The 22,004-nt window shown below is 60.4% G+C and carries 17 protein-coding genes and 1 pseudogene; 10 read left to right on the top strand and 8 right to left on the bottom strand.

Translation table 11 applies throughout. The annotated features are described in order from the left end of the window. From AC4IHP_RS12240 to AC4IHP_RS12230, 3 genes and pseudogenes are all read left to right on the top strand, one after another. Positions 1-192: pseudogene (locus AC4IHP_RS12240) on the top strand (hypothetical protein); the annotation flags it as partial. Positions 193-546: 354 nt separating this feature from the next. Further along, positions 547-903, top strand: coding sequence for a hypothetical protein (locus tag AC4IHP_RS12235; RefSeq protein ID WP_490831786.1), 357 nt, complete (start codon positions 547-549; stop codon positions 901-903). Between the two features lie 70 nt (positions 904-973). Continuing rightward, positions 974-1,468, top strand: coding sequence for a GreA/GreB family elongation factor (locus AC4IHP_RS12230; RefSeq protein WP_460121568.1), 495 nt, complete (start codon positions 974-976; stop codon positions 1,466-1,468). Here AC4IHP_RS12230 and gdhA read toward each other — a convergent pair. Both gdhA and ettA read right to left on the bottom strand, forming a co-directional pair. Continuing rightward, on the bottom strand, positions 1,465-2,802 hold the full coding sequence (gdhA, locus tag AC4IHP_RS12225) for an NADP-specific glutamate dehydrogenase (RefSeq protein WP_490831785.1): 1,338 nt from the start codon (positions 2,800-2,802) through the stop codon (positions 1,465-1,467). The genes AC4IHP_RS12230 and gdhA overlap by 4 nt on opposite strands. Before the next feature lie 352 nt (positions 2,803-3,154). Next, entirely contained in the window at positions 3,155-4,819 is a 1,665-nt protein-coding gene (gene ettA, locus AC4IHP_RS12220) for an energy-dependent translational throttle protein EttA (protein ID WP_016773108.1), read from the bottom strand. Between the two features lie 287 nt (positions 4,820-5,106). Between ettA and morA the strand changes: the two genes are divergently transcribed. The 5 genes from morA to AC4IHP_RS12195 all read left to right on the top strand — a co-directional run bounded on the left by morA (position 5,107) and on the right by AC4IHP_RS12195 (position 13,563). After that, on the top strand, positions 5,107-8,955 hold the full coding sequence (gene morA / locus AC4IHP_RS12215) for a cyclic di-GMP receptor MorA (protein ID WP_490831784.1): 3,849 nt from the start codon (positions 5,107-5,109) through the stop codon (positions 8,953-8,955). A 231-nt stretch (positions 8,956-9,186) separates the two neighbouring features. Continuing rightward, complete coding sequence (gene glyA / locus AC4IHP_RS12210) at positions 9,187-10,440, top strand: serine hydroxymethyltransferase (protein WP_460121574.1); 1,254 nt, start codon at positions 9,187-9,189, stop codon at positions 10,438-10,440. A gap of 332 nt (positions 10,441-10,772) precedes the next feature. Next, positions 10,773-12,086: a C4-dicarboxylate transporter DctA gene (locus AC4IHP_RS12205; RefSeq protein ID WP_258603721.1), complete on the top strand. Its 1,314-nt coding sequence runs from the start codon at positions 10,773-10,775 to the stop codon at positions 12,084-12,086. Positions 12,087-12,135: 49 nt separating this feature from the next. After that, entirely contained in the window at positions 12,136-12,840 is a 705-nt protein-coding gene (locus AC4IHP_RS12200; RefSeq protein ID WP_490831783.1) for a FadR/GntR family transcriptional regulator, read from the top strand. Positions 12,841-12,858: 18 nt separating this feature from the next. After that, positions 12,859-13,563 (top strand): GntR family transcriptional regulator, encoded by a 705-nt coding sequence (locus AC4IHP_RS12195; protein ID WP_490831782.1) that lies wholly within the window; start codon positions 12,859-12,861, stop codon positions 13,561-13,563. A 109-nt stretch (positions 13,564-13,672) separates the two neighbouring features. Here AC4IHP_RS12195 and yjiA read toward each other — a convergent pair whose 3' ends face one another. The 3 genes from yjiA to AC4IHP_RS12180 all read right to left on the bottom strand — a co-directional run bounded on the left by yjiA (position 13,673) and on the right by AC4IHP_RS12180 (position 17,080). Further along, the gene (gene yjiA, locus AC4IHP_RS12190; RefSeq protein WP_490831781.1) at positions 13,673-14,647 is read right to left on the bottom strand and encodes a GTPase; all 975 of its coding nucleotides are present in this window, start codon (positions 14,645-14,647) and stop codon (positions 13,673-13,675) included. 153 nt (positions 14,648-14,800) lie between these two features. Next, complete coding sequence (locus AC4IHP_RS12185) at positions 14,801-14,998, bottom strand: YbdD/YjiX family protein (RefSeq protein WP_003228401.1); 198 nt, start codon at positions 14,996-14,998, stop codon at positions 14,801-14,803. Positions 14,999-15,013: 15 nt separating this feature from the next. Further along, complete coding sequence (locus tag AC4IHP_RS12180) at positions 15,014-17,080, bottom strand: carbon starvation CstA family protein (RefSeq protein WP_016773099.1); 2,067 nt, start codon at positions 17,078-17,080, stop codon at positions 15,014-15,016. Between the two features lie 159 nt (positions 17,081-17,239). On the opposite strand from AC4IHP_RS12180, the gene AC4IHP_RS12175 reads away from it, so the two are divergent. Next, positions 17,240-17,608 carry a PilZ domain-containing protein gene (locus tag AC4IHP_RS12175; protein WP_490831780.1) on the top strand — a complete coding sequence of 123 codons (369 nt, stop codon included), beginning with the start codon at positions 17,240-17,242 and terminating at the stop codon, positions 17,606-17,608. A 99-nt stretch (positions 17,609-17,707) separates the two neighbouring features. Here AC4IHP_RS12175 and radA read toward each other — a convergent pair whose 3' ends face one another. Genes radA through AC4IHP_RS12160 form a run of 3 tightly spaced genes read right to left on the bottom strand, consistent with a single transcriptional unit; the run spans position 17,708 to position 21,267 of the window. Continuing rightward, the gene (radA, locus tag AC4IHP_RS12170; protein WP_095181861.1) at positions 17,708-19,075 is read right to left on the bottom strand and encodes a DNA repair protein RadA; all 1,368 of its coding nucleotides are present in this window, start codon (positions 19,073-19,075) and stop codon (positions 17,708-17,710) included. A 47-nt stretch (positions 19,076-19,122) separates the two neighbouring features. After that, entirely contained in the window at positions 19,123-19,668 is a 546-nt protein-coding gene (locus AC4IHP_RS12165; protein WP_490831779.1) for an ankyrin repeat domain-containing protein, read from the bottom strand. Between the two features lie 57 nt (positions 19,669-19,725). Next, positions 19,726-21,267, bottom strand: coding sequence for a catalase (locus AC4IHP_RS12160; RefSeq protein WP_490831778.1), 1,542 nt, complete (start codon positions 21,265-21,267; stop codon positions 19,726-19,728). Positions 21,268-21,552: 285 nt separating this feature from the next. Here AC4IHP_RS12160 and mscL point away from each other — a divergent pair, with 285 nt between their 5' ends. Next, positions 21,553-21,966: a large-conductance mechanosensitive channel protein MscL gene (gene mscL / locus AC4IHP_RS12155; protein ID WP_024014404.1), complete on the top strand. Its 414-nt coding sequence runs from the start codon at positions 21,553-21,555 to the stop codon at positions 21,964-21,966. Positions 21,967-22,004 lie beyond the last annotated feature (38 nt).

Raw genomic sequence — 22,004 nt, 5'->3', positions numbered from 1 at the left:
GGCTGTGCCGACGCCTTCGCGAGCAGGCTCGCTCCCACAGGGACTCGCGTTCGAATGATGAAGGGTGGTTGGACGCTGGAAATTGTGGGAGCGAGCCTGCTCGCGAATGCAGTGGGTCAGTCGAGCGAGATGCTGGATGTGCCGACGCCTTCGCGAGCAGGCTCGCTCGCACATGGATTCGCGATCAAATGATGAAGGGCGGTCGGGCGCTGGAAATTGTGGGAGCGAGCCTGCTCGCGAACGCGGTGGGTCAGTCGAGCGAGAGGTTGGCTGTGCCGACGCCTTCGCGAGCAAGCCCGCTCCCACAGGGATTCGCGTTCGAATGATGAAGGGTGGTTGGGCGCTGGAAATTGTGGGAGCCAGGCTGCTCGCGAACGCGGTGGGTCAGTCGAGCGAGATGTTGGCTGTGCCGACACCTTCGCGAGCAGGCTCGCTCCCACAGGGCTTTGTGGTGTGCAATGGATTTTTCACAGGCCTTCGACAGCCGCCTCATGAATCCCCTTCTAGACTTTCCCTATCAGCCGAAAACCGGCGCGGGAGAGTGCGATGTGGCGGTGCGTGGGGTTGTTGGGCGTTGTATTGGCGCTGGGCGGTTGCCAGACCACCCATGAAGACTTGATTGCCAAGGGGTATCCACCGGCATTCGCCGACGGTTTCGATGACGGTTGCGTCAGCGGCCGGCAAGCGGCGGGCTCGATCAGCGGCGAGTTTCGCAAGAACGTACCGCGCTATCTCAAGGACCAGCAATACGCCGACGGCTGGGTCGACGGCTTCCGCCAATGTCAGGCGATGCTCGAAAACAGGGATCGCGAGCAATATCGCAACGAGCATTGGGACGAACGCGAACGCGCCTGGCAGCAGCAGAAGGACCAGGGCGCCGGACGGGCTTATCGCTCGCAATAGGTCGCTTGCAGACATCCGTTGAAACCAAATGCCGGCAACCATGGCCCAAATCCTTTAACAGGAGGACTTCATGAGTCGCGCATTCGTCAACGAAGACAACGCCGCCGCGCAGGCCGATCAGCCGGTCGAACGCCAGGTCAGCACGCAGCCCAATTACGTCACCCCGCAAGGTTTGGCGCAGTTGCAGACGAAAGTCGCCGAGTTGCAGAGCCTGCACGCCGAGCAAACGGCCAAGGGCGAGCAGGCCGACAAGCAACGCCTGGCGGATCTGCAACGGGATCTGCGGTATTTCACTCAACGCCTGAGCAGCGCCCAAGTCGCAGTCGCCGCGACCTCCACCGACAAGGTACAGATCGGTAGCTGGGTGACTTTTGCCGATGAACACGACACTGAACACCGCGTGCAATTGGTCGGCGAGGATCAGGCCGACGCCAGTCAGGGCCTGATCAACTGGGCTTCACCGCTGGGCCGGGCTTTGCTTGGCGCCCGGCTCAACGATGAAGTGCTGTGGCAGCGACCGGCCGGCGATCAACAGATCGAAGTGATCCGCATCGAACCGGCTTAAACCACGCCTTGCGCCAGCATCGCATCGGCGACTTTGACGAAGCCGGCGATGTTCGCGCCTTTGACGTAATTGACCTGACCGTTGTCTTCGCCGTAATGCACGCAGGCGTGGTGGATCGCCTGCATGATCGCGTGCAGCTTGCTGTCGACCTCGCCCGCCGTCCACAGCAGGCGCATGGCGTTCTGCGACATCTCCAGACCACTCACGGCCACGCCGCCGGCATTCGAAGCTTTGCCCGGCGCAAACAGAATGCCGGCCTCGATAAAGATATCCACAGCCTCCAGCGTGGTCGGCATGTTCGCGCCTTCGGCCACGCAGACGCAGCCATTGCGCAGCAGCGTGCGTGCGGCTTCGGCGTCGAGTTCGTTTTGCGTCGCGCAGGGCAGCGCGATGTCGCACGGCAGCGACCATGGATGCTGCCCGGCGCGGAATTCCAGACCATGGGCGCTCGCCAGTTCGCTGATGCGCCCGCGTTTTACATTCTTCAGCTCCAACAGCGCCAGCCACTGTTCTTCGCTCAGTCCTGCTTCGCAGTACAACGTGCCTTCGGAGTCGGACAGCGAGATCACTTTGCCGCCCAGATCCATGACCTTGCGCGCCGCATATTGCGCAACGTTGCCAGAACCGGAAATCGCCACACGCTTGCCTTCCACGCTCTGCCCACGGCGCTTGAGCATTTCCTCAGCGAAGTACACGCAACCGAACCCGGTGGCTTCCGGGCGAATCAGGCTGCCGCCGTAGGTCGTGCCCTTGCCGGTGAGGACGCTGGTGAACTGGTTGCTCAGGCGCTTGTACTGGCCAAAGAGGAAGCCGATTTCCCGCGCACCGACGCCGATGTCACCGGCCGGTACGTCAACATCGGCACCGATGTGGCGGTACAGCTCGCTCATGAACGCCTGACAGAAACGCATGACTTCAGCGTCGCTCTTGCCCTTTGGATCGAAGTCCGAACCGCCCTTGCCGCCGCCCATGGGCAGGGAGGTCAGCGAGTTTTTGAAGGTCTGCTCGAAGGCGAGGAATTTCAGCACGCCGAGATTCACTGACGGATGAAAACGCAAGCCGCCCTTGTACGGGCCGATGGCGCTGTTCATCTGGATACGGAAGCCGCGATTGACCTGAACCATGCCCTGATCGTCGACCCACGACACCCGGAACACCACCGCGCGCTCAGGCTCGCAGATGCGCTCGAGAATGCCCGAAGTCAGGTAATGCGGATTGGCTTCAAGAAATGGCCACAGACTGCGCAGGACCTCTTCGACTGCCTGGTGGAATTCGGGCTGGTCCGGGTCGCGTTTTTTCAGGCGCGCAAGGAAGGATTCGACGGATTCGATCATGGGCAAAGTCTCGGCAAATTTATTGTCGTTGGAGGAGATTGGGCCGGACTGTAACAAACGAATTGCGCACAGGAACAGAGCAAAATGTCGCAGTTATGAAATTAAATGGTGCACAGGATATAAATCCGAGGGTTTTTTGATCCGTTTTTGCACCTGAGTGGGGAGTACCGATTCAAGACTTGCACCAACAGTTACACCGTCTTCGCGAGCAGGCTCGCTCCCACATTTGGAATGCGTTACCCCTGTGGGAGCGAGCCTGCTCGCGAAAGCCGCAACTCGGTTTATCAGGAAAAACCCAAGGCAAAAAAAACGGAGCCCGAAGGCTCCGCTTGCTCAAGCAACCAACCTGAAATCAGGCCAGTTTCTTGTGACGTACCCGGTGTGGCTGGGCCGCTGCTTCGCCAAGGCGCTTCTTGCGGTCGGCTTCGTACTCGGTGTAGTTGCCTTCGAAGAACACCGCTTGCGAGTCGTCTTCGTACGCCAGGATGTGCGTGGCGACACGGTCAAGGAACCACCGATCGTGGGAGATCACAATCGCCGCGCCCGGGAAGTCCAGCAGGGCTTCTTCCAGCGAACGCAGGGTTTCCACGTCGAGGTCGTTGGACGGTTCGTCGAGCAGCAGGACGTTGCCGCCCTCTTTCAGGGTCAATGCCAGGTGCAGACGACCGCGCTCACCGCCGGACAGATCCTTGACGAACTTCTGCTGGTCACCGCCCTTGAAGTTGAAGCGACCGACGTAGGTACGCGACGGGATCTCGTAGTTGCCGATGCGGATCTGGTCGGAGCCGTCGGAAATCTGCTGAAACACGGTCTTGCTGCCGTCGAGGTCTTCGCGGCTCTGGTCGACGCAGGCCAGCTGCACGGTTTCACCGATTTCGATGCTGCCCGAATCCGGGGTTTCCTTGCCCATCAGCATGCGGAACAGCGTCGACTTACCGGCACCGTTACCGCCGATCACGCCGACGATGGCGCCCTTCGGCATCGAGAACGACAGGTTGTCGATCAGCACGCGATCGCCATAGCCCTTGGTGACGTTCTTGAATTCGATGACCTTGTCACCCAGGCGCGGACCGGCCGGGATGTAGATCTCGTTGGTTTCGCTGCGCTTCTGGAATTCCTGCGATTGCATTTCTTCGAAGCGTTGCAGACGGGCCTTGGACTTCGACTGGCGGGCCTTGGCGCCTTTGCGCACCCATTCCAGTTCTTCTTTCATGGCTTTTTCATGAGCCGACTGCTGCTTGGATTCCTGGGCCAGACGATCGGACTTGGCTTCGAGCCAGCCCGAATAGTTGCCCTCGTAAGGAATGCCCGCGCCGCGGTCGAGTTCCAGAATCCAGCCGGCGACATTGTCGAGGAAGTAACGGTCGTGCGTGATCGCGACCACGGTGCCCGGGAAGTCGTGGAGGAAATGCTCCAGCCACGCCACCGAATCGGCATCCAGGTGGTTGGTCGGTTCGTCGAGCAGCAGCATGTCCGGAGCGGACAGCAGCAGACGGCACAGGGCGACACGACGTTTTTCACCACCGGACAGGTGTTCGACTTTCGCGTCCCAGGCCGGCAGACGCAGCGCATCGGCGGCGACTTCCAGTTGGCGCTCGAGGTTGTGGCCGTCGCTGGCCTGCAGGATCGCTTCGAGCTTGGCCTGTTCAGCAGCGAGCTTGTCGAAGTCGGCATCCGGGTCGGCGTAGGCCGCGTAGACCTCGTCCAGACGCGCTTGCGCATCCTTGATCACGCTGACCGCTTCCTCGACCACTTCACGCACGGTCTTGGCAGGATCGAGCTGCGGCTCTTGCGGCAGGTAACCGATGTTCAAATCTGGCATCGGACGGGCTTCGCCCTCGAACTCGGTGTCGACGCCGGCCATGATTTTCAGCAGCGTGGACTTACCCGAACCGTTGAGGCCGAGCACGCCGATCTTGGCGCCGGGGAAGAAGGACAGCGAAATGTTCTTGAGGATTTCCCGCTTCGGCGGAACAACTTTGCCCAGCCGATGCATGGTGAAGACGTATTGAGCCATGGAGAACCTTGGGTCAGTGACAGATGAATGATTGGAGCGCAGGCGATGCCTGGCCAGACTGTGCGCGTCGTTCACTTGATCGCGATCAATGCGTGCGCGCTGGAAAAAGTCTGATTGTAGGGGCTGGAACGCCCCCGGTCTAACCGGCAAAGCTACCTTAATGCTGGAAGGCAGTCCAGCCGGGAGGGGCTGGCACTTCGCCACAACTCAAGGCATGCTAGCCGCCCTTCGGGCGTCCGGCTTATAGTGCACGTCGCGCCAGTCCAGCCAAATCGCAGGATCACAGCTTGACCAATGTCACTCCGCCAGCCTCTGTGAGCAGCACCCCACCGGCGCCCGGCTCGCCCCTGCGCGGGACATTAAAGGGTGCGCTGGCCACCCTCGTGCTGTTATTGCTCGCGTTGCTGTTCTGGCAACTGCTCGATCAATTGCGCGAAACCCAGAAGAACCAGCGCCAGTACACCATTGATTACACTGCCGACCTCGCTGCTCAGGTCAGCCTGAACATGGCACTGAATGCGCAAATCGCCCTAAATCTGCTACCGATCGTCGAACAACCGCAAACTGCCGACGAACAGCAGATGTTGCTGCGCAAGTTGCAACGCTCGCTGCCCGACCTGCGCAGCATGGCCCTGCTCTCGCCTTCCGGCCGGATCATCAGCGACAGCGCCACTGACAGCGCCGACGCCGATTACCTGACCGAACTGGTGCGCCGCAGCCGCGCCCAGGCGCATTACTTCAGCAATGCCGATGATGGCTCGGTGGTGCATCTGCTGCTGCATCAGGCCAGCGGCAGCAGTCGCGGTTACTGGGCCTTGCGCCTGACGCCGACCTTCTTCGACTCGCTGACCAAACAGGACGCCACCGCTCTGCGCCCGCTGTGGCTGGTGGAAAACCGCCTCAACCACCAGATCATCAGTCGCGAGGCCGGGCTGCCGTCAAACAAGGCTGGCGGGCTGACGCCTGACGATGTCGCCAACACCGTACTGACCGTGCCGCTGAGCAGCAGCGACTGGCAATTGCGCGGGCTGTTCGACCGCCAACGCGTACTGGAAGAGTTGCTACCGGCGTTCATCGGCAAGTGCCTGCTCGGCCTGGCGCTCTCGATGTTGCCGGTGATCGCGCTGCTGAACATGCGTCGGCGCCAGCGCCAGGTGCATGAAGGTCGGCGGCGTTATCAGGATATTTTCGAAGGCACCGGCGTGGCCTTGTGCGTGCTTGACCTGTCCGGCCTCAAGCAGATGTTCGACAAGGCGCAGATCCAGACCAGCGACCAGCTCAAGGCCTGGCTCGACCAACCGCAGCAGCGCCAACAGTTGCTGGCGGAAATGCGCGTCACCGAAGTCAATCAGGTCGCCCTGCAACTGCTTGATGTGCATTCCTGCGACGATGCCTGGCAACTGCTGATCGACGGCCAGCGCCATCCGCAGTGCGCGATCGGCCAGCAGATTCTCGACGCTGTCCTGCAGCAGCAGAAGCAGCTGGAACTGGAAATCAAACTGCCCAACAGCAACGGCCGCGACCAGCACCTGTGGATGGTCCTGCGCCTGCCGAGCGAGCAGCACGACTATAAAGCGGTGATTCTCAGCATCAACGACATCACCAGCCGCAAGCTGATCGAGCTGTCGCTGCTGGAGCGCGAAGGCTTCTGGTCGGACGTGGTGCGCACCGTGCCCGATCATCTGTATGTGCAGGACGTGATCAGCCAGCGGATGATTTTCAGCAACCACCACCTTGGCCAGACCCTGGGCTACAACCGCACTGAACTGCATCAGATGGGCGAGTACTTCTGGGAAATCCTTCTGCACCCGGAAGACGCCGACTATTACCATCGCTCGCGGCAGTTGCAGCGTCACGCCGGTTACAGCCAATTGTTGCAATGCCAATTACGCTTCCGCCATCGCGACGGCAAGTGGCGGCGCTTCGACATCCGTGAACAGGCGCTGGCGCGGGACAAGCACGATCAGGTCACGCGGATCATCGGCGTGGCCAAGGACATCACCGAACAGATCGAGGCCAGCGAATCGCTGCGTGACAGCGAGCAGCGTTACCGCATGCTCGCCGAAAGCATCAGCGACGTGATTTTCTCCACCGACAGCAAGCTCTCGCTGAACTACGTCAGCCCGTCGGTGCAGGCCGTGCTCGGTTACAACGCCGAATGGATTTTCCAGAACGGCTGGCAATCGATCATCGCCAATCCCGGGCAACTGAACGGCATTCATGTGCTGATGGACCGCGTCAGCAAGGCGCTGGACAAGCCCGAGCAACTGGCATTGCTGCGCAGTCAGGTGCAAACCCAGCTGTTCCTCTTCGATTGCCTGCGCGCCGATGGCCGCAAGATTCCGATCGAACTGCGCCTGGTGCTGGTGTGGGACGAACACGGCGCATTCGAAGGTGTGCTCGGCGTTGGCCGCGATATCAGCCAGCAGCGCCGTGCCGAAAAAGATCTGCGCATGGCCGCCACGGTATTCGAGCACTCGACTTCGGCGATCCTGATCACCGATCCCGCTGGGTACATCGTCCAGGCCAACGAAGCGTTCAGTCGGGTCAGTGGCTACAGCGTCGGCGAAGTGCTCGACCAGTTGCCGAACATGCTCACTGTCGACGAGCAGCAGGATGCGCACCTGCGCTACGTGCTCAAGCAATTGCACGAGCACAGCACCTGGGAAGGCGAAGTGTGGATGAAGCGCCGCAACGGCGAGCATTACCCGGCGTGGGTCGGCATTACTGCCGTGCTCGACGATGAGGGCGATCTGGCCAGTTACGTGTGCTTCTTCAGCGACATCAGCGAGCGCAAGGCCAGCGAGCAGCGCATTCACCGCCTCGCCTATTACGACGCCCTCACCCACCTGCCGAACCGCACGCTGTTCCAGGATCGTCTGCACACCGCGCTGCAAGCGGCCGAGCGGCAGAAGTCGTGGGTGGTGTTGATGTTCCTCGACCTCGACCGTTTCAAACCGATCAACGACTCCCTCGGCCACGCCGCCGGCGACCGCATGCTCAAGGACATGGCCACGCGCCTGCTGGCCTGCGTCGATGACGATGACACCGTGGCGCGCATGGGCGGCGACGAATTCACCTTGCTGTTGCAGCATCGCTCCAACCGCGAACTGGCGCTGAACCGGGCGATTCATGTCGCCGAGCAGATTCTCGCCAGCCTGGTGCGGCCGTTCGTGCTTGAGGGTCGCGAGTTTTTCGTCACCGCCAGTATCGGCATCGCCCTGAGCCCGCAGGACGGCAACGAACTCAGCCAGTTGATGAAGAACGCCGACACGGCGATGTACCACGCCAAGGAACGCGGCAAGAACAACTTCCAGTTCTATCAGGCCGACATGAACGCCAGTGCGCTGGAACGTCTGGAGCTGGAAAGCGATTTGCGCCATGCGCTGGAGCAGAACGAATTCGTCCTGTACTACCAACCGCAGTTCAGCGGCGACGGCAAACGTTTGACCGGCGCCGAAGCGCTGCTGCGCTGGCGCCATCCCCGTCGCGGACTGGTGCCACCGGGGGATTTCATTCCGGTGCTGGAAGAGCTCGGCCTGGTGGTGGACGTTGGCGACTGGGTCATCAGCGAGGCCTGTCGACAGCTGAAAACCTGGCACCAGCAGCGGGTGCGGGTGCCGAAGGTCTCGGTGAACATCTCCGCACGGCAGTTCTCCGACGGCCAGTTGGGCACGCGGATCGCGACGATCCTGCGCGAAACCGGCCTGCCCCCGGCGTGTCTGGAGCTGGAATTGACCGAAAGTATCCTGATGCGCGAAGTCAGCGAAGCAATGCAGATTCTCGCCGGGCTGAAAAACCTCGGCCTGAGCATCGCGGTCGACGACTTCGGCACCGGTTATTCATCGCTCAACTACCTCAAGCAATTCCCGATCGACGTGCTGAAGATCGACCGCACCTTTGTCGATGGGCTGCCGTCCGGCGAACAGGACGCGCAGATCGCCCGCGCCATCATCGCCATGGCCCACAGCCTGAACCTGGCGGTGATCGCCGAGGGCGTGGAAACCCATGAGCAACTGGACTTCCTGCGCGAGCATGGCTGCGATGAGGTGCAGGGATATCTGTTTGGTCGGCCGATGCCGGCGGGACGGTTTGCAGCGCAGTTCTGTAACGACGCATTGTTCATGTTCGACTGAACATCTGCGGCGCGCCCTTCGCGAGCAGGCTCGCTCCCACAGGGGAATGCATTGCAGCAGGGGAATGCATCTCAAATGTGGGAGCGAGCCTGCTCGCGAAGAGGCCGGTAAAAGCACCGCACATCTGTCATGAACGCCGCTTGTCTGCGACATGATGTCGTTTCATATGTCATCCAAAAGCGGTTGGGTTAGAATGCCCCCCTTTTCTGCCCCCGATCCTTGAGGACCGCCATGTTCAGCCGTGATTTGACTATTGCCAAGTACGACGCCGACCTTTTTGCCGCCATGGAGCAAGAAGCTCAGCGTCAGGAAGAACACATTGAGCTGATCGCTTCGGAAAACTACACCAGCCCAGCGGTGATGGAAGCTCAAGGCTCGGTCCTGACCAACAAGTACGCCGAAGGCTATCCGGGCAAGCGTTACTACGGTGGTTGCGAATACGTTGACGTGGTTGAGCAACTGGCCATCGACCGCGCCAAGGAACTGTTCGGCGCCGATTACGCCAACGTTCAGCCGCACGCCGGCTCCCAAGCCAACGCTGCGGTGTACCTGGCGCTGCTGTCGGCTGGCGACACCATTCTGGGCATGAGCCTGGCACACGGCGGTCACCTGACCCACGGCGCCAGCGTTTCCTCCTCGGGCAAGCTGTACAACGCCATCCAGTACGGCATCGACGCCAACGGCCTGATCGACTACGACGAAGTCGAGCGCCTGGCGGTCGAGCACAAGCCGAAAATGATCGTCGCCGGTTTCTCGGCCTACTCGCAGATCCTCGACTTCCCGCGCTTCCGCGAAATCGCTGACAAGGTTGGCGCCTACCTGTTCGTCGACATGGCTCACGTCGCCGGTCTGGTCGCCGCTGGCGTCTACCCGAACCCGGTACCGTTCGCCGACGTCGTGACCACCACCACCCACAAGACCCTGCGCGGTCCACGTGGCGGTCTGATCCTGGCCAAGGCGAATGCCGACATCGAGAAGAAGCTCAACTCCGCAGTATTCCCGGGCGCCCAGGGTGGCCCACTGGAGCACGTGATCGCTGCTAAAGCGATCTGCTTCAAGGAAGCGCTGCAGCCTGAGTTCAAGACTTACCAGCAACAAGTGGTGAAGAACGCCAAGGCCATGGCCGAAGTCTTCATCGCGCGCGGTTTTGACGTGGTATCGGGCGGTACTGAAAACCACCTGTTCCTGCTGTCGCTGATCAAGCAGGACATCTCCGGTAAAGACGCCGACGCCGCACTGGGCAAAGCGTTCATCACCGTGAACAAGAACTCCGTGCCTAACGATCCACGCTCGCCGTTCGTGACTTCCGGCCTGCGCTTCGGTACTCCGGCTGTCACCACTCGCGGTTTCAAAGAAGCCGAGTGCAAAGAGCTGGCCGGCTGGATCTGCGACATCCTGGCTGACCTGAACAACGAAGCGGTGATCGACGCCGTTCGCGAGAAAGTCAAAGCCATCTGCAAGAAACTGCCGGTATACGGCGCTTGATGCGACGTTAAACCCGCAGCATGAAAAACCGGCCAAGTGATTGGCCGGTTTTTTTTCGCCCGCAATTCACCTGTAGGAGCTGCCGAAGGCTGCGATCTTTTTATCTGGATTTTAAAAACAAGATCAAAAGATCGCAGCCGTCGGCAGCGCCTACGCGGCTTTGGCCTCTGGTCAGACCGGTCATGCCAATTTCATGTTTCCCCCTTGTAATCAGGAAAAAACCAAGCCTAGACTGCGCCTGCACTGGACATACCGGTAAGACCACAATAATTAAGTCTTGAATCTGATGCGCTCAGCGCACGGCAGCCAGGACACCGACCAGGATTCCTCCCATGCTCAGATGGTGCTCGCGTTCAATCTTCCTCCAAGTGGTTCTCGGACTGATGCTCGGCATCGTCTGCGGGCTGACCCTTCCTGAATACTCCGCCCAGCTGAAACCGCTCGGCGATGGCTTCATCAAATTGATCAAGATGCTCATCGGCCTGATCGTGTTCTGCGTGGTGGTCAGCGGCATCAGCGGCGCGGGCGATCTGAAGAAGGTCGGGCGCATTGGCCTCAAATCGGTGATCTACTTTGAAGTGCTGACCACCATCGCTCTGGTGATCGGCCTGGTGTTCGCCTTCAGCACCGGGATTGGCAGCGGCGCGAACATTCATCTGGAGCAACTCTCCAGCGCCGACATGGGCGACCTCGCCGAGCGTGGCCAGCACATGCACACCACCACACAATTCCTGATGGACCTGATCCCGACCTCGGTGATCGGTGCCTTCGCTGACAACAATATTCTGCAGGTGCTGCTGTTTTCGGTGCTGTTCGGCAGTGCGCTGAATCTGGTTGGCGAAGCCGCTTCGGGAATCTCGCGGCTGATCAACGAACTCAGCCACGTGATCTTCCGCATCATGGGCATGATCGTGCGTCTGGCGCCGATCGGCGTGTTCGGCGCCATCGCCTTCACCACCAGTAAATACGGCCTCGATTCTCTGCAGCACCTGGGCAGTCTGGTCGGTCTGTTCTACCTGACCTGCATCGCCTTCGTCGCGCTGATCCTCGGTCTGGTGATGCGCGTATCCGGTCTGCGCATGTGGCCGCTGCTCAAGTACCTGCGTGAAGAACTGCTGATCGTGATGGGCACCGCCTCTTCCGACGCCGTGCTGCCGCAGATCATGCGCAAGCTCGAACACCTCGGTATCGGCAGCTCGACGGTCGGTCTGGTGATTCCGACCGGGTACTCGTTCAACCTCGACGGTTTCTCGATTTACCTCACCCTGGCCATCGTGTTCATCGCCAATGCCACCGGCACACCGCTGGCGATGACCGATTTGCTGACGATTCTGCTGGTTTCGCTGATCACCTCCAAAGGCGCCCATGGCATTCCCGGTTCGGCGCTGGTGATTCTCGCCGCGACGCTGACGGCGATCCCGGCGATTCCGGTGGTCGGTCTGGTGCTGGTATTGGCCGTGGACTGGTTCATGGGCATCGGCCGGGCGCTGACCAATCTGATCGGCAACTGCGTCGCCACCGTGGCCATCGCCCGCTGGGAAAAGGACATCGACGTGCAGCGCGCGAACAAGGTGCTCAACGGCGAGCAGGGCTATAACTTTCAACCGCGAAAAACCGTCGCTCAGGCGGCGGCCAAAGAATTCTGAATGAGTGCCGTGCCTGCCAATGCGCAGGCACGGCGCAGGGAGCCAATACGTGATTACAACTTCAACCGTCGTCAACTCAGTGGTGGAAAAACTCCGCGCCGCGTTGGCCCGTGGCCAGTGGCGCTCCGGCGATATGCTGCCGGGCCAGCGTGAACTGGCCGAACAACTGGGCATCAGCCGACCGAGCCTGCGCGAAGCGGTGATCGTCCTCGAAACCCTTGGTCTGGTGCGCTCGATGCCGGGCAAAGGCGTGATCGTGCTCGACGCGCAACTCAGTGACAGCCAGAGCCACGACAGCGCGGTGGCCGGCGCCAGTCTCGAAGACGTGCTGCAACTGCGCTACACCCTTGAGCCGTTCATTGTCGGGCTAGTCGCGCAATCGATCAGCAGCAAGGAAGTCGGCCAGTTGCGCCTGACCCTGATGGACATGCGCGAAGCCCTCGAGGCCGGTGACAGTGAAGCCGGGGTCAGCGCCTACATCGCTTTCCACGAAGAACTGTTCACGCTGACCTCGAACCCGATTTTCCAGAGCGTGGTACAGCAGACCAGCAACGCGCTCAAGCAAAGCGCCGAAGTGTTGCGCAATTCACCGGAACATCTGGCCGAACGCCTGGAAGAAAACGAAGCTGTGGTTCGCGCGATCCGCAGCAAGAACAGCGCCCAGGCCAGCACCGAAATGCGCCGGCACATTCTGCGCGAAGGCCAGCGCATGGGCGTCGAGCTGAATATTCCGGATGACAACCTGCCCACCTGATCTGCCAGGAGAACGGCCATGAACAGTTTTGCTTCAGCCTCGCATGTGCATTCGACCGCCCTGCCCGTCTCTCGCCTGGTCACGCCGACGGAGGATCTGTATCCGCGAGTGTTCGACGCGATTCTCGAGCAGCGTATTGATGAAGACAGCCGGTTTACCGAGGACACTCTGCAAGCGATGTTCAGCGCCGGCCGCGCTGATGTGCGGCGGGTACTGACGCAGTTGTCCCATGAGCAGATCGTGGTATTGCGCGCCAATCATCGACCGCGAGTGGCCGCGCCTGATCGGGAGCTGATCCGGCAGACCTTGCATGCGCGACGGCTGGCAGAGAACACGTTGGTGCGGTTGGCGTGTCAGCGTCCGCGTGCAGATCAACTGGCTAGCCTGCGTACATTGATCGAACGCGAGAAGCGCGCCGTCGAGCAGGATCGGCGCGCGGCGGCGATTCGCTTGTCGGGGGAGTTTCATCTGCTATTGGCGCAAATGGCAGAGAATGTGCCGTTAGCGCATTTTCTGCGCAGTCTGGTGCCGTTGACGTCGCTGGCGATTGCGCGAAGTGATAGCCCGACGCGAAGCTGCTGCGCGTGGCAAGAGCATGTGGCGTTGGTTGAGGTAGTGGAGCGAGGTGATGTTTCCAAGGCCGGCATGTTGATGAATCGGCATCTGGATCATCTTGAGCAGACGCTGCTGGGTTCAGACCATGGGCATTGTGCTGCTGGCTAGATCGCTTTCGCGAGCAGGCTCGCTCCCACAGTGGACCGCATTCTGTCAGGATGCAATCCACTGTGGGAGCGGGCTTGCCCGCGAAGAGGCCATCAATGACAACACAGCCTCACCAGCCCGCCACTACTTTGGCAAACCCCGCCCGAATCTTCTCTTGCGGCAAGTCATCGGCAATAAACACGATCACACTCTCGCGCGTCTCGCCCTCGGCCCATTCGGTGTCCCAGTCGAAACCATAGAGTTTCAGCACGCCCTGAAATACCAGCCGCCGGTCTTCGCCGGCAATGTTCAGCACGCCTTTGTAGCGCAGCAATTGCTTGCCGTGCTCTTCCAGCAGTTCGTTCATGAACTCGCTGAGCTGATCGATATCCAGCGCCTGATCGGTGCGCAGCACCAGGCTGGAGATGCGATCGATCGACGGCGCCTTGCTCACCGGACGCAGGCTCAAACCGCCGCCCAGATCAGCGTTTAGGTTGAAGCCGCGCACATCCAGCAGCTCGGCCAGATCGATGTTGCCGTGCTCGACCACGCGGATCGGCGCACGACGGTTGATTCGGGTGAGGCGTTCGCTCAGCGCGTCGAATGTCGCTGCGTCGACCAGATCGGTCTTGCTCACCAGCAAGCGATCAGCGAAACCGATCTGCGCCTGGGCGATGGTCTGGGTCAGGTGCACGTCGGCGTGGGCCGCGTCGACCAAGGTGATGATGCCGTCGAGCAGGTAACGCTCGCGCAGCTCTTCGTCGATGAAAAACGTCTGCGCCACCGGTGCCGGATCGGCCAGACCGGTGCATTCGATTACCAGACGGTCAAAGGCGATCTCGCCGCTGTCCAGGCGCTCGAGCAGCAAGTACAGCGCCTTGGTCAAGTCGGTGTGAATGGTGCAGCAGACGCAGCCGTTGGCCAAGGTCATGACTTGCACCGGCTCATCACCCAGCAACTGAGTGTCGATGCCGGCGTCGCTGAATTCGTTTTCGATCACGGCGATTTTCAGGCCGTGCTCGGCTTTCAATAAATGGCGCAGCAAGGTGGTCTTGCCGGCGCCGAGGAAACCGCTGAGTACCGTTACCGGGATGGGAGAAGACAAAACCCGATCTCCTGAAAAGAACACGAAAACAAATGTGGGAGCGAGCCTGCTCGCGAAAGCGGTGTATCAGTCAAATCCTTCATCAACTGACACTCCGTATCCGCGAGCAGGCTCGCTCCCACAGGGGATTACCTCAACTTCTGCGCTGTCAGCTCAACAGCACTTCGGCCCACCCTTGCCACCGTAACGGGCTTCCTGACGTTCGCGAAAGAACATCTCGTAGCTCATCACCGGTTTGTCCGGGTGTTTGGTTTGCATATGCTCGACGTAGGTGTCGTAGTCGGGCATGCCGACCATCAGGCGCGCGGCCTGACCGAGGTATTTACCGAGGCGACTCAGGTCATTGAACATGGTGCAATCCTCTGGTTACGCATCCGGCAGGGCCTGGAATGGCGATTCTTTATCCGTACGCTCTTTTTTGCCCCAGGCGGCGATGCCGACCTTGAGCGCATAGAACAGGATGCTGAAGACCACGAACAGGAACAGCGCGGTGAGTGTGGCGTTGGTGTAGGCGTTGAAGATCACGTGCTGCATCTGCTCGACGCTTTTCGCCGGTGCCAGCACCTGACCATTGGCCAGCGCATCGCTGTACTTCTTGGCCAGGGACAGGAAGCCGATCGCCGGGTTGGCATCGAACAGCTTGATGAAGCCAGCCGTGGTGGTGCAGATCAACAGCCAGGTGGCCGGCAACAGGGTGACCCAGATGTAGCGCTGGCGCTTCATCTTGATCAGGACCACGGTGCCGAGCATCAGCGCGATACCGGCGAGCATCTGGTTGGAGATGCCGAACAATGGCCACAGGGTGTTGATGCCGCCCAGTGGATCGATCACGCCCTGATACAGCAACCAGCCCCACATCGCCACACAACCGGCGGTGGCGATCAGGTTGGCACCCCACGATTCAGTACGCTTCAGCGCCGGTACGAAGGAGCCGAGCAGATCCTGCAGCATGAAGCGCCCGGCACGGGTGCCGGCGTCCACAGCGGTGAGGATGAACAGCGCTTCGAACAGGATCGCGAAGTGGTACCAGAACGCCATGGTGTTTTCACCCGGCAGGACACTGTGCAGGATCTGCGCAATACCGACCGCCAGGGTCGGCGCACCACCGGCGCGAGCCAGGATGGTGGTCTCGCCGATGTCATGGGCAACCGCTTGCAGCGCTTCCGGCGTAATCGCAAAGCCCCAGCTCGTGACAACCTGCGCCACCGAAGCGACGTCACTGCCGACGACTGCTGCCGGGCTGTTCATGGCGAAGTACACGCCCGGCTCGATCACCGAAGCGGCAACCATGGCCATGATCGCCACGAACGATTCCATCAGCATACCGCCGTAACCGATGTAGCGGGCGTTGGTTTCGTTATCCAGCAGCTTCGGCGTGGTGCCCGACGAGATCAGCGCGTGGAAACCCGATACCGCGCCGCAGGCGATGGTGATGAACAGGAACGGAAACAGACCGCCCTTCCACACCGGCCCGGTGCCGTCGACGAACTGGGTCAGCGCCGGCATTTTCAGCTCGGGCATGGTGATCAGGATGCCGATCGCCAGGGCGACGATGGTGCCGATCTTGAGGAAGGTCGACAGGTAGTCACGCGGCGCCAGGATCAGCCACACCGGCAGCGATGCAGCGACAAAACCGTAACCGACCAGCATCCAGGTAATCTGCACGCCGGTGAAGGTGAAGGCTTTGGCCCATACCGGATCGGCAGCAATCTGCCCGCCCAGCCAGATCGAACCGAGCAGCAGCAACACACCGACCACAGAGATTTCGCCGATGCGGCCCGGGCGGATGTAGCGCATGTAGATGCCCATGAACATCGCGATCGGGATGGTCGCCATCACGGTGAAGATGCCCCACGGGCTCTCGGCCAGGGCCTTGACCACGATCAGCGCCAGCACCGCGAGGATGATGATCATGATCAGGAAGCAGCCGAACAGCGCGATGGTCCCGGGAATGCGGCCCATTTCTTCACGCACCATATCGCCCAGGGAACGGCCGTTGCGTCGGGTCGACATGAACAGGACCATGAAGTCCTGCACCGCGCCCGCCAGCACCACACCGGCAATCAGCCAGAGTGTGCCGGGCAGATACCCCATCTGCGCCGCCAGCACCGGACCGACCAGCGGCCCCGCGCCAGCGATGGCCGCGAAGTGGTGACCGAAAAGAATGTGTTTGTTGGTCGGCACATAGTCCAGACCATCGTTGTTGAGCACGGCGGGGGTGGCCCGACGCGGATCCAGTTGCATCACGTTGTTGGCGATGAACAGACTGTAGTAACGGTACGCAACCAGATAAATGGCCACGGCAGCGACCACAATCCACAAGGCGTTGATCGCCTCGCCGCGGCGCAATGCCACTACGCCCAGGGCGCACGCTCCTACGATTGCCAGCACGAGCCAGGGTAAGTGGCGCAGCAGGCTATTATTATTTTTCATTTTATTATTCCAGCCAGGGTGGACAAGAAAGACAGCCACCCCGAGTTTAGCGCTTACGGCGCCAAAGGCCATACCCCGACATAGGTCTAGACGCTTGAGCGATTGGCTGGCGCCCGCATTCGCGGTCTATAGTCAGCGAACCTTCATGAGGATTGCGCCATGAGTGAGCACCCTGCCAATCGACGTCGTTTCAAACGTATTGCGTTCGATGCCCGAACCGAGCTGAAACAGGGCGAGTACATCTGGCCGGTCAAACTGATCGACCTGTCGCTCAAGGGCCTGCTGATCGAGCGACCGGAGCCGTGGCTGGGGGACAGAGAGCAGGACTTCGTCGTCGACATTCATCTGAGCGAAGACGTCGATATCGAAATGGATGTGCATCTGGCTCACGAGGAGAACGGGCATTTGGGGTTCATCTGCCGGCATATCAGCCTGGAATCGATCCAGCGCCTGCGGCGGCTGATCGAGCTGAATCTGGCGGATGAGGCCGAGCTGGAGCGCGAACTGGGTGCGCTGATCGAAATCTGACTTGCCCCCTGTAGGAGCTGCCGAAGGCTGCGATCTTTTGATTTTGTTTCAAGATCAAAAGATCGCAGCCTTCGGCAGCTCCTACATGGGGGATTGTGGTTACTCGAAGAGTGCGTCGAGGGCCTGCTCGAGGCGCGTCACGGCAATGATCTGCAACCCCGCCGGCGATTCCTTCGGTGCGTTGCCCTTGGGCACGATCGCGCGCTTGAAGCCGTGCTTGGCCGCTTCCTTCAAACGTTCCTGCCCGCTCGGCACCGGGCGCACTTCGCCGGACAGGCCGACTTCGCCGAACACCAGCAGATCATGTGGCAGCGGCCGGTTGCGCAAACTCGACATCACCGCCGCCATCAACGCCAGATCCGAAGCGGTCTCCAGCACCTTCACACCACCGACCACGTTGAGGAACACATCCTGATCGTGAGTCGGAATGCCGCCATGACGGTGCAGCACCGCGAGCAACATCGCCAATCGGTTCTGATCCAGCCCCAGCGTCACCCGACGCGGGTTGGCCAGATGACTGTCATCGACCAGCGCCTGCACCTCTACCAGCATCGGCCGGGTGCCTTCCCACGTCGCCATGACCACACTGCCCGGGACTTCTTCCTGAGCGCGGGTGAGAAAAATCGCCGACGGGTTGGAGACTTCTTTCAGACCCTTGTCGGTCATGCCGAATACGCCCAACTCGTTGACCGCGCCGAAACGGTTCTTCACCGCCCGCAGCAGACGCAGTCGACCATCGGATTCACCTTCGAAATACAGCACGGTGTCGACCATGTGTTCCAGAACACGCGGACCGGCCAGCGCGCCTTCTTTAGTGACGTGGCCGACGAGGAAAATCGCCGTGCCGCTCTGCTTGGCGTAGCGCACCAGCAGCGCCGCACTTTCACGTACCTGGGACACGCCGCCCGGCGCCGATTGCAGTTGTTCGGTGAAGATGGTCTGGATCGAGTCGATGACCATCACCTTGGGCTTTTCCTGGCGGGCAGTGGCGATGATGGTTTCGATGCAGGTCTCGGTCATCACCCGCAGTTGATCCTGCGGCAGGCCCAGACGGCGTGCACGCATGGCCACTTGCTGCTGGGATTCCTCACCGGTGACGTACAGCGCCGGCATGCTCTTGGCCAGGTTGCACAAGGTCTGCAGCAGAATGGTCGACTTGCCGATCCCCGGATCACCGCCGATCAGCACCACCGAGCCATCGACCAGACCACCGCCGAGCACGCGATCAAGCTCACCGGAGGCGGTAGAAAAACGTGGGATTTCTTCGATGCTGACTTCGGCGAGCGTCTTGATCTGTGCCTGCTGCCCGGCCCAACCGGTGCGCCCGGTGGGTGCCGTGGCGCCGCCGCTTTCGATCATGGTTTCGGTCAGGGTGTTCCAGGCACCGCATTCGCCGCACTGCCCGGCCCACTTGGGAAAGGTTGCGCCGCACTCGGTGCAGCCGTACATGCGCTTGGCCTTGGCCATCAGAACCCCCGGAACAAAAGACGCGATGATAACGCAGCCATCGCCGATCAGCGCGGCGCGGCAGTACGGATTTCGCCGCTGGCCAGACGCGCGGCACTGTTGCCCAGCGGATCCTCGGCATCAAGGTCGGCGCCCTTGGCTTTCAACGCATCAAGTAATTCCAGACGTTTGAACAGCCCGGCGTACATCGCCGCAGTCTGTCCGGCGCCGTTACGTTGGTCGGGGCTGCAATCGGTGGCCATCAGGCGCCGGGCGATCTGCAACTCGCCTTTGAATATCGCGCCCATCAGCGCCGTGTTGCCGCGTTGATCCTGAGCACAGGCGTCCGCGCCCGCTGCCAACAGTCGCTCAACCGCCGGCGCCTGACCGTGATAGGCCGCCAGAATCAGCGCGGTGTAACCCTTGCTGTCGCGGGTATCGAGGGAATAGCCGGACTCGATAAAGGTCTCGAGCATCGGCACGTCGCCGCGGCGGGCAGCGTCGAAATAATAATCCTGCAACTGCGCCTTGATCGCCTCGGGATTTTGCTCGACCGGTGCCGCCCAGGTGAGGGTCGACAGGCACGCGGCCAGGCCTAAAAGAAACATACGCATCGGGCTCTCCTTGAGCGCACGCGAGGCGGGACAGCCCTCACGTGCGCCGCATCGCTATCAGTCGGTCAGTTTGGCCGCCAGCGCTTTCACACGGCTGAGGTCGCCCTTGGCCACTTCGGTCACACCGCTGCCGTACTCAGGGTCGGCCTTGTACAGGAAGGACAGGATGATGTGCTTGCTTTCGTCATCGGTGGTGGCGAGCGAGCCGCCGAAGCTGTCGATCAGGTCGCGGCGTTCCTGCTTGCTGTAAGAGCGATACAGATAACCGGCCTGCTTGAAGTTCTGCTCACGCTGAATCTTCGCCTGCTGGGTGCTGCCCGCCAGCGCCGACTGGCTGTAACGCGCCGCTGGCGTTTCTTCACGCGGTTGCAGGCGGCTTGGCTGGTAGTTGACGCCGGACTGGCTGGCGCCAAAATTCATCGCACCATCCTGATTGCCATTGTTCACTGCGGTTTTCGGTGCGTTGATCGGCAATTGCAATGCGTTGGCACCGAGGCGATACATCTGCGTATCGGCATAAGAGAACACTCGACCCTGCAACAGACGATCTTCCGAAGGCTCGATACCCGGAACTACGTTGGCCGGCGCCATGGCCACTTGTTCGGTTTCCTGGAATACATTCGCCGGATTGCGGTTCAAGACCATTTGTCCAACTTTGCGTTCGGGAATACCCGGCCAGATCTTGGTTGCATCCAATGGATCGAAATCAAACTTGGACAAATCCTGCGGCTTGAGAACTTGCACGTACAAGTCCCACTTCGGAAAGTTGCCTTTGTTGATATTGCTGACCAGGTCATTGGTCATATGGCTGTAATCCTGACCCTGAACTTTGCCAACCTGTTTTGGCCGCAGATTATTAATCCCCTGCAAGCTCTTCCAGTGAAACTTCACATAGTGAACTTCATTTTTTGCATTGATCAGCTTGTAGGCATGAACGCCATTACCATCCATCTCGCGATAACTGGCCGGCGTACCGTAGTTGGAATACAACTCGGTCAGTGTGCGGGTCGCTTCTGGTACATGGGAGAAGAAATCAAACCGGCGTGAATCGTCGTCGAGGTTGGTGCGCGGATCGGGCTTGAAGGCGTGCACCATGTCCGGGAATTTGATCGCATCGCGGATGAAGAAGGTCGGGAAATTGTTGCCGACCAGATCCCAATTGCCGTCAGCGGTGTGGAACTTGGTGGCGAAGCCGCGCGGATCACGCAGGGTTTCCGGGGAGTGGTTGCCGTGCACCACCGCCGAAAAGCGCACGAATACCGGGGTGCTCTGGCCGGCGGCGAATACCTTGGCCTTGCTCAGATCGCTGAGGTCATTGGTCACGGTAAAGGTGCCGTGGGCGCCGGTGCCGCGTGCATGCACGACACGCTCCGGGATGCGCTCACGGTCGAAGCGCTGCAGCTTCTGGATCAACTGCACATCCTGCAGCAGCACCGGGCCGGTGGCGCCAGCGGTTTGCGAGTTCTGATTGTCACCGACCGCAGCGCCGTTATCGCGAGTCAGCGGAGCGGCATTGACTGAAAAGGTCAGCAGGCTGGCGGTCAGCACACCGAAGGTGCGGCGATGGGGAAAAGCCCCCAGTCCAGGAATGGATGTCATATCAGGTTCCTCTGGTTTTATTGGGCGCATCCAGGTGCGCCACACCAAGGCTAGAGGCCTGTGCCGCTGAACATAAATAGAAAGAACGTAACACCATGATTGAGGAAATTGGCTGTGCAATCAGCGCTTTACCGCGTATTTCGCGCGCGATTGCTGGCATTTTGCAAACTAATCGTCAATTGATGTGTCGATAAAAACGGGCATTGTAAGAAGGTGTTTCGCGCAGGAGGCGTTTCGCTGAATTACACTGCCAACACCAAACTCATCTGTAACAAGGAAATAACTATGGGCGTGCTTAGCGAGTTCAAGGCCTTCGCGGTCAAAGGCAATGTGGTCGATATGGCCGTCGGTATCATCATTGGCGCAGCGTTCGGCAAGATTGTTTCGTCGTTTGTCGGCGACGTGATCATGCCGCCGATCGGCCTGTTGATCGGTGGGGTCGACTTCAGTGATCTGGCCGTCACGCTCAAAGCCGCCCAGGGCGATGCGCCCGCCGTGGTCCTGGCTTACGGCAAATTCCTGCAGACGGTGCTGGATTTTGTGATCGTCGCATTTGCGATCTTCATGGGCGTCAAGGCCATCAACCGCCTCAAGCGTGAAGAAGCGGTAGCACCCACCGCGCCACCGATCCCTAGCAAGGAAGAGCAACTGCTGGGCGAAATCCGCGACCTGCTCAAAGCACAGAACGAGAGGCCCTGAGGCATTCGCTACACATTGAAACGGCACCCGCGGGTGCC

This window comes from Pseudomonas sp. UF-293, assembly GCF_058245595.1.
Note: the sequence above shows the minus strand (reverse complement) of the source record. Positions and strands in the feature narration are given on the sequence as shown.

Excerpts from the sequence above, each read along its gene's own strand:
- AC4IHP_RS12235 (WP_490831786.1), top strand. The coding sequence starts at position 547 with ATGTGGCGGTGCGTGGGGTTGTTGGGCGTTGTATTGGCGCTGGGCGGT.
- AC4IHP_RS12230 (WP_460121568.1), top strand. The coding sequence starts at position 974 with ATGAGTCGCGCATTCGTCAACGAAGACAACGCCGCCGCGCAGGCCGAT.
- gdhA (WP_490831785.1), bottom strand. The coding sequence starts at position 2,802 with ATGATCGAATCCGTCGAATCCTTCCTTGCGCGCCTGAAAAAACGCGAC.
- ettA (WP_016773108.1), bottom strand. The coding sequence starts at position 4,819 with ATGGCTCAATACGTCTTCACCATGCATCGGCTGGGCAAAGTTGTTCCG.
- glyA (WP_460121574.1), top strand. The coding sequence starts at position 9,187 with ATGTTCAGCCGTGATTTGACTATTGCCAAGTACGACGCCGACCTTTTT.
- AC4IHP_RS12205 (WP_258603721.1), top strand. The coding sequence starts at position 10,773 with ATGCTCAGATGGTGCTCGCGTTCAATCTTCCTCCAAGTGGTTCTCGGA.
- AC4IHP_RS12195 (WP_490831782.1), top strand. The coding sequence starts at position 12,859 with ATGAACAGTTTTGCTTCAGCCTCGCATGTGCATTCGACCGCCCTGCCC.
- AC4IHP_RS12185 (WP_003228401.1), bottom strand. The coding sequence starts at position 14,998 with ATGTTCAATGACCTGAGTCGCCTCGGTAAATACCTCGGTCAGGCCGCG.
- AC4IHP_RS12180 (WP_016773099.1), bottom strand. The coding sequence starts at position 17,080 with ATGAAAAATAATAATAGCCTGCTGCGCCACTTACCCTGGCTCGTGCTG.
- AC4IHP_RS12175 (WP_490831780.1), top strand. The coding sequence starts at position 17,240 with ATGAGTGAGCACCCTGCCAATCGACGTCGTTTCAAACGTATTGCGTTC.
- radA (WP_095181861.1), bottom strand. The coding sequence starts at position 19,075 with ATGGCCAAGGCCAAGCGCATGTACGGCTGCACCGAGTGCGGCGCAACC.
- AC4IHP_RS12165 (WP_490831779.1), bottom strand. The coding sequence starts at position 19,668 with ATGCGTATGTTTCTTTTAGGCCTGGCCGCGTGCCTGTCGACCCTCACC.
- AC4IHP_RS12160 (WP_490831778.1), bottom strand. The coding sequence starts at position 21,267 with ATGACATCCATTCCTGGACTGGGGGCTTTTCCCCATCGCCGCACCTTC.
- mscL (WP_024014404.1), top strand. The coding sequence starts at position 21,553 with ATGGGCGTGCTTAGCGAGTTCAAGGCCTTCGCGGTCAAAGGCAATGTG.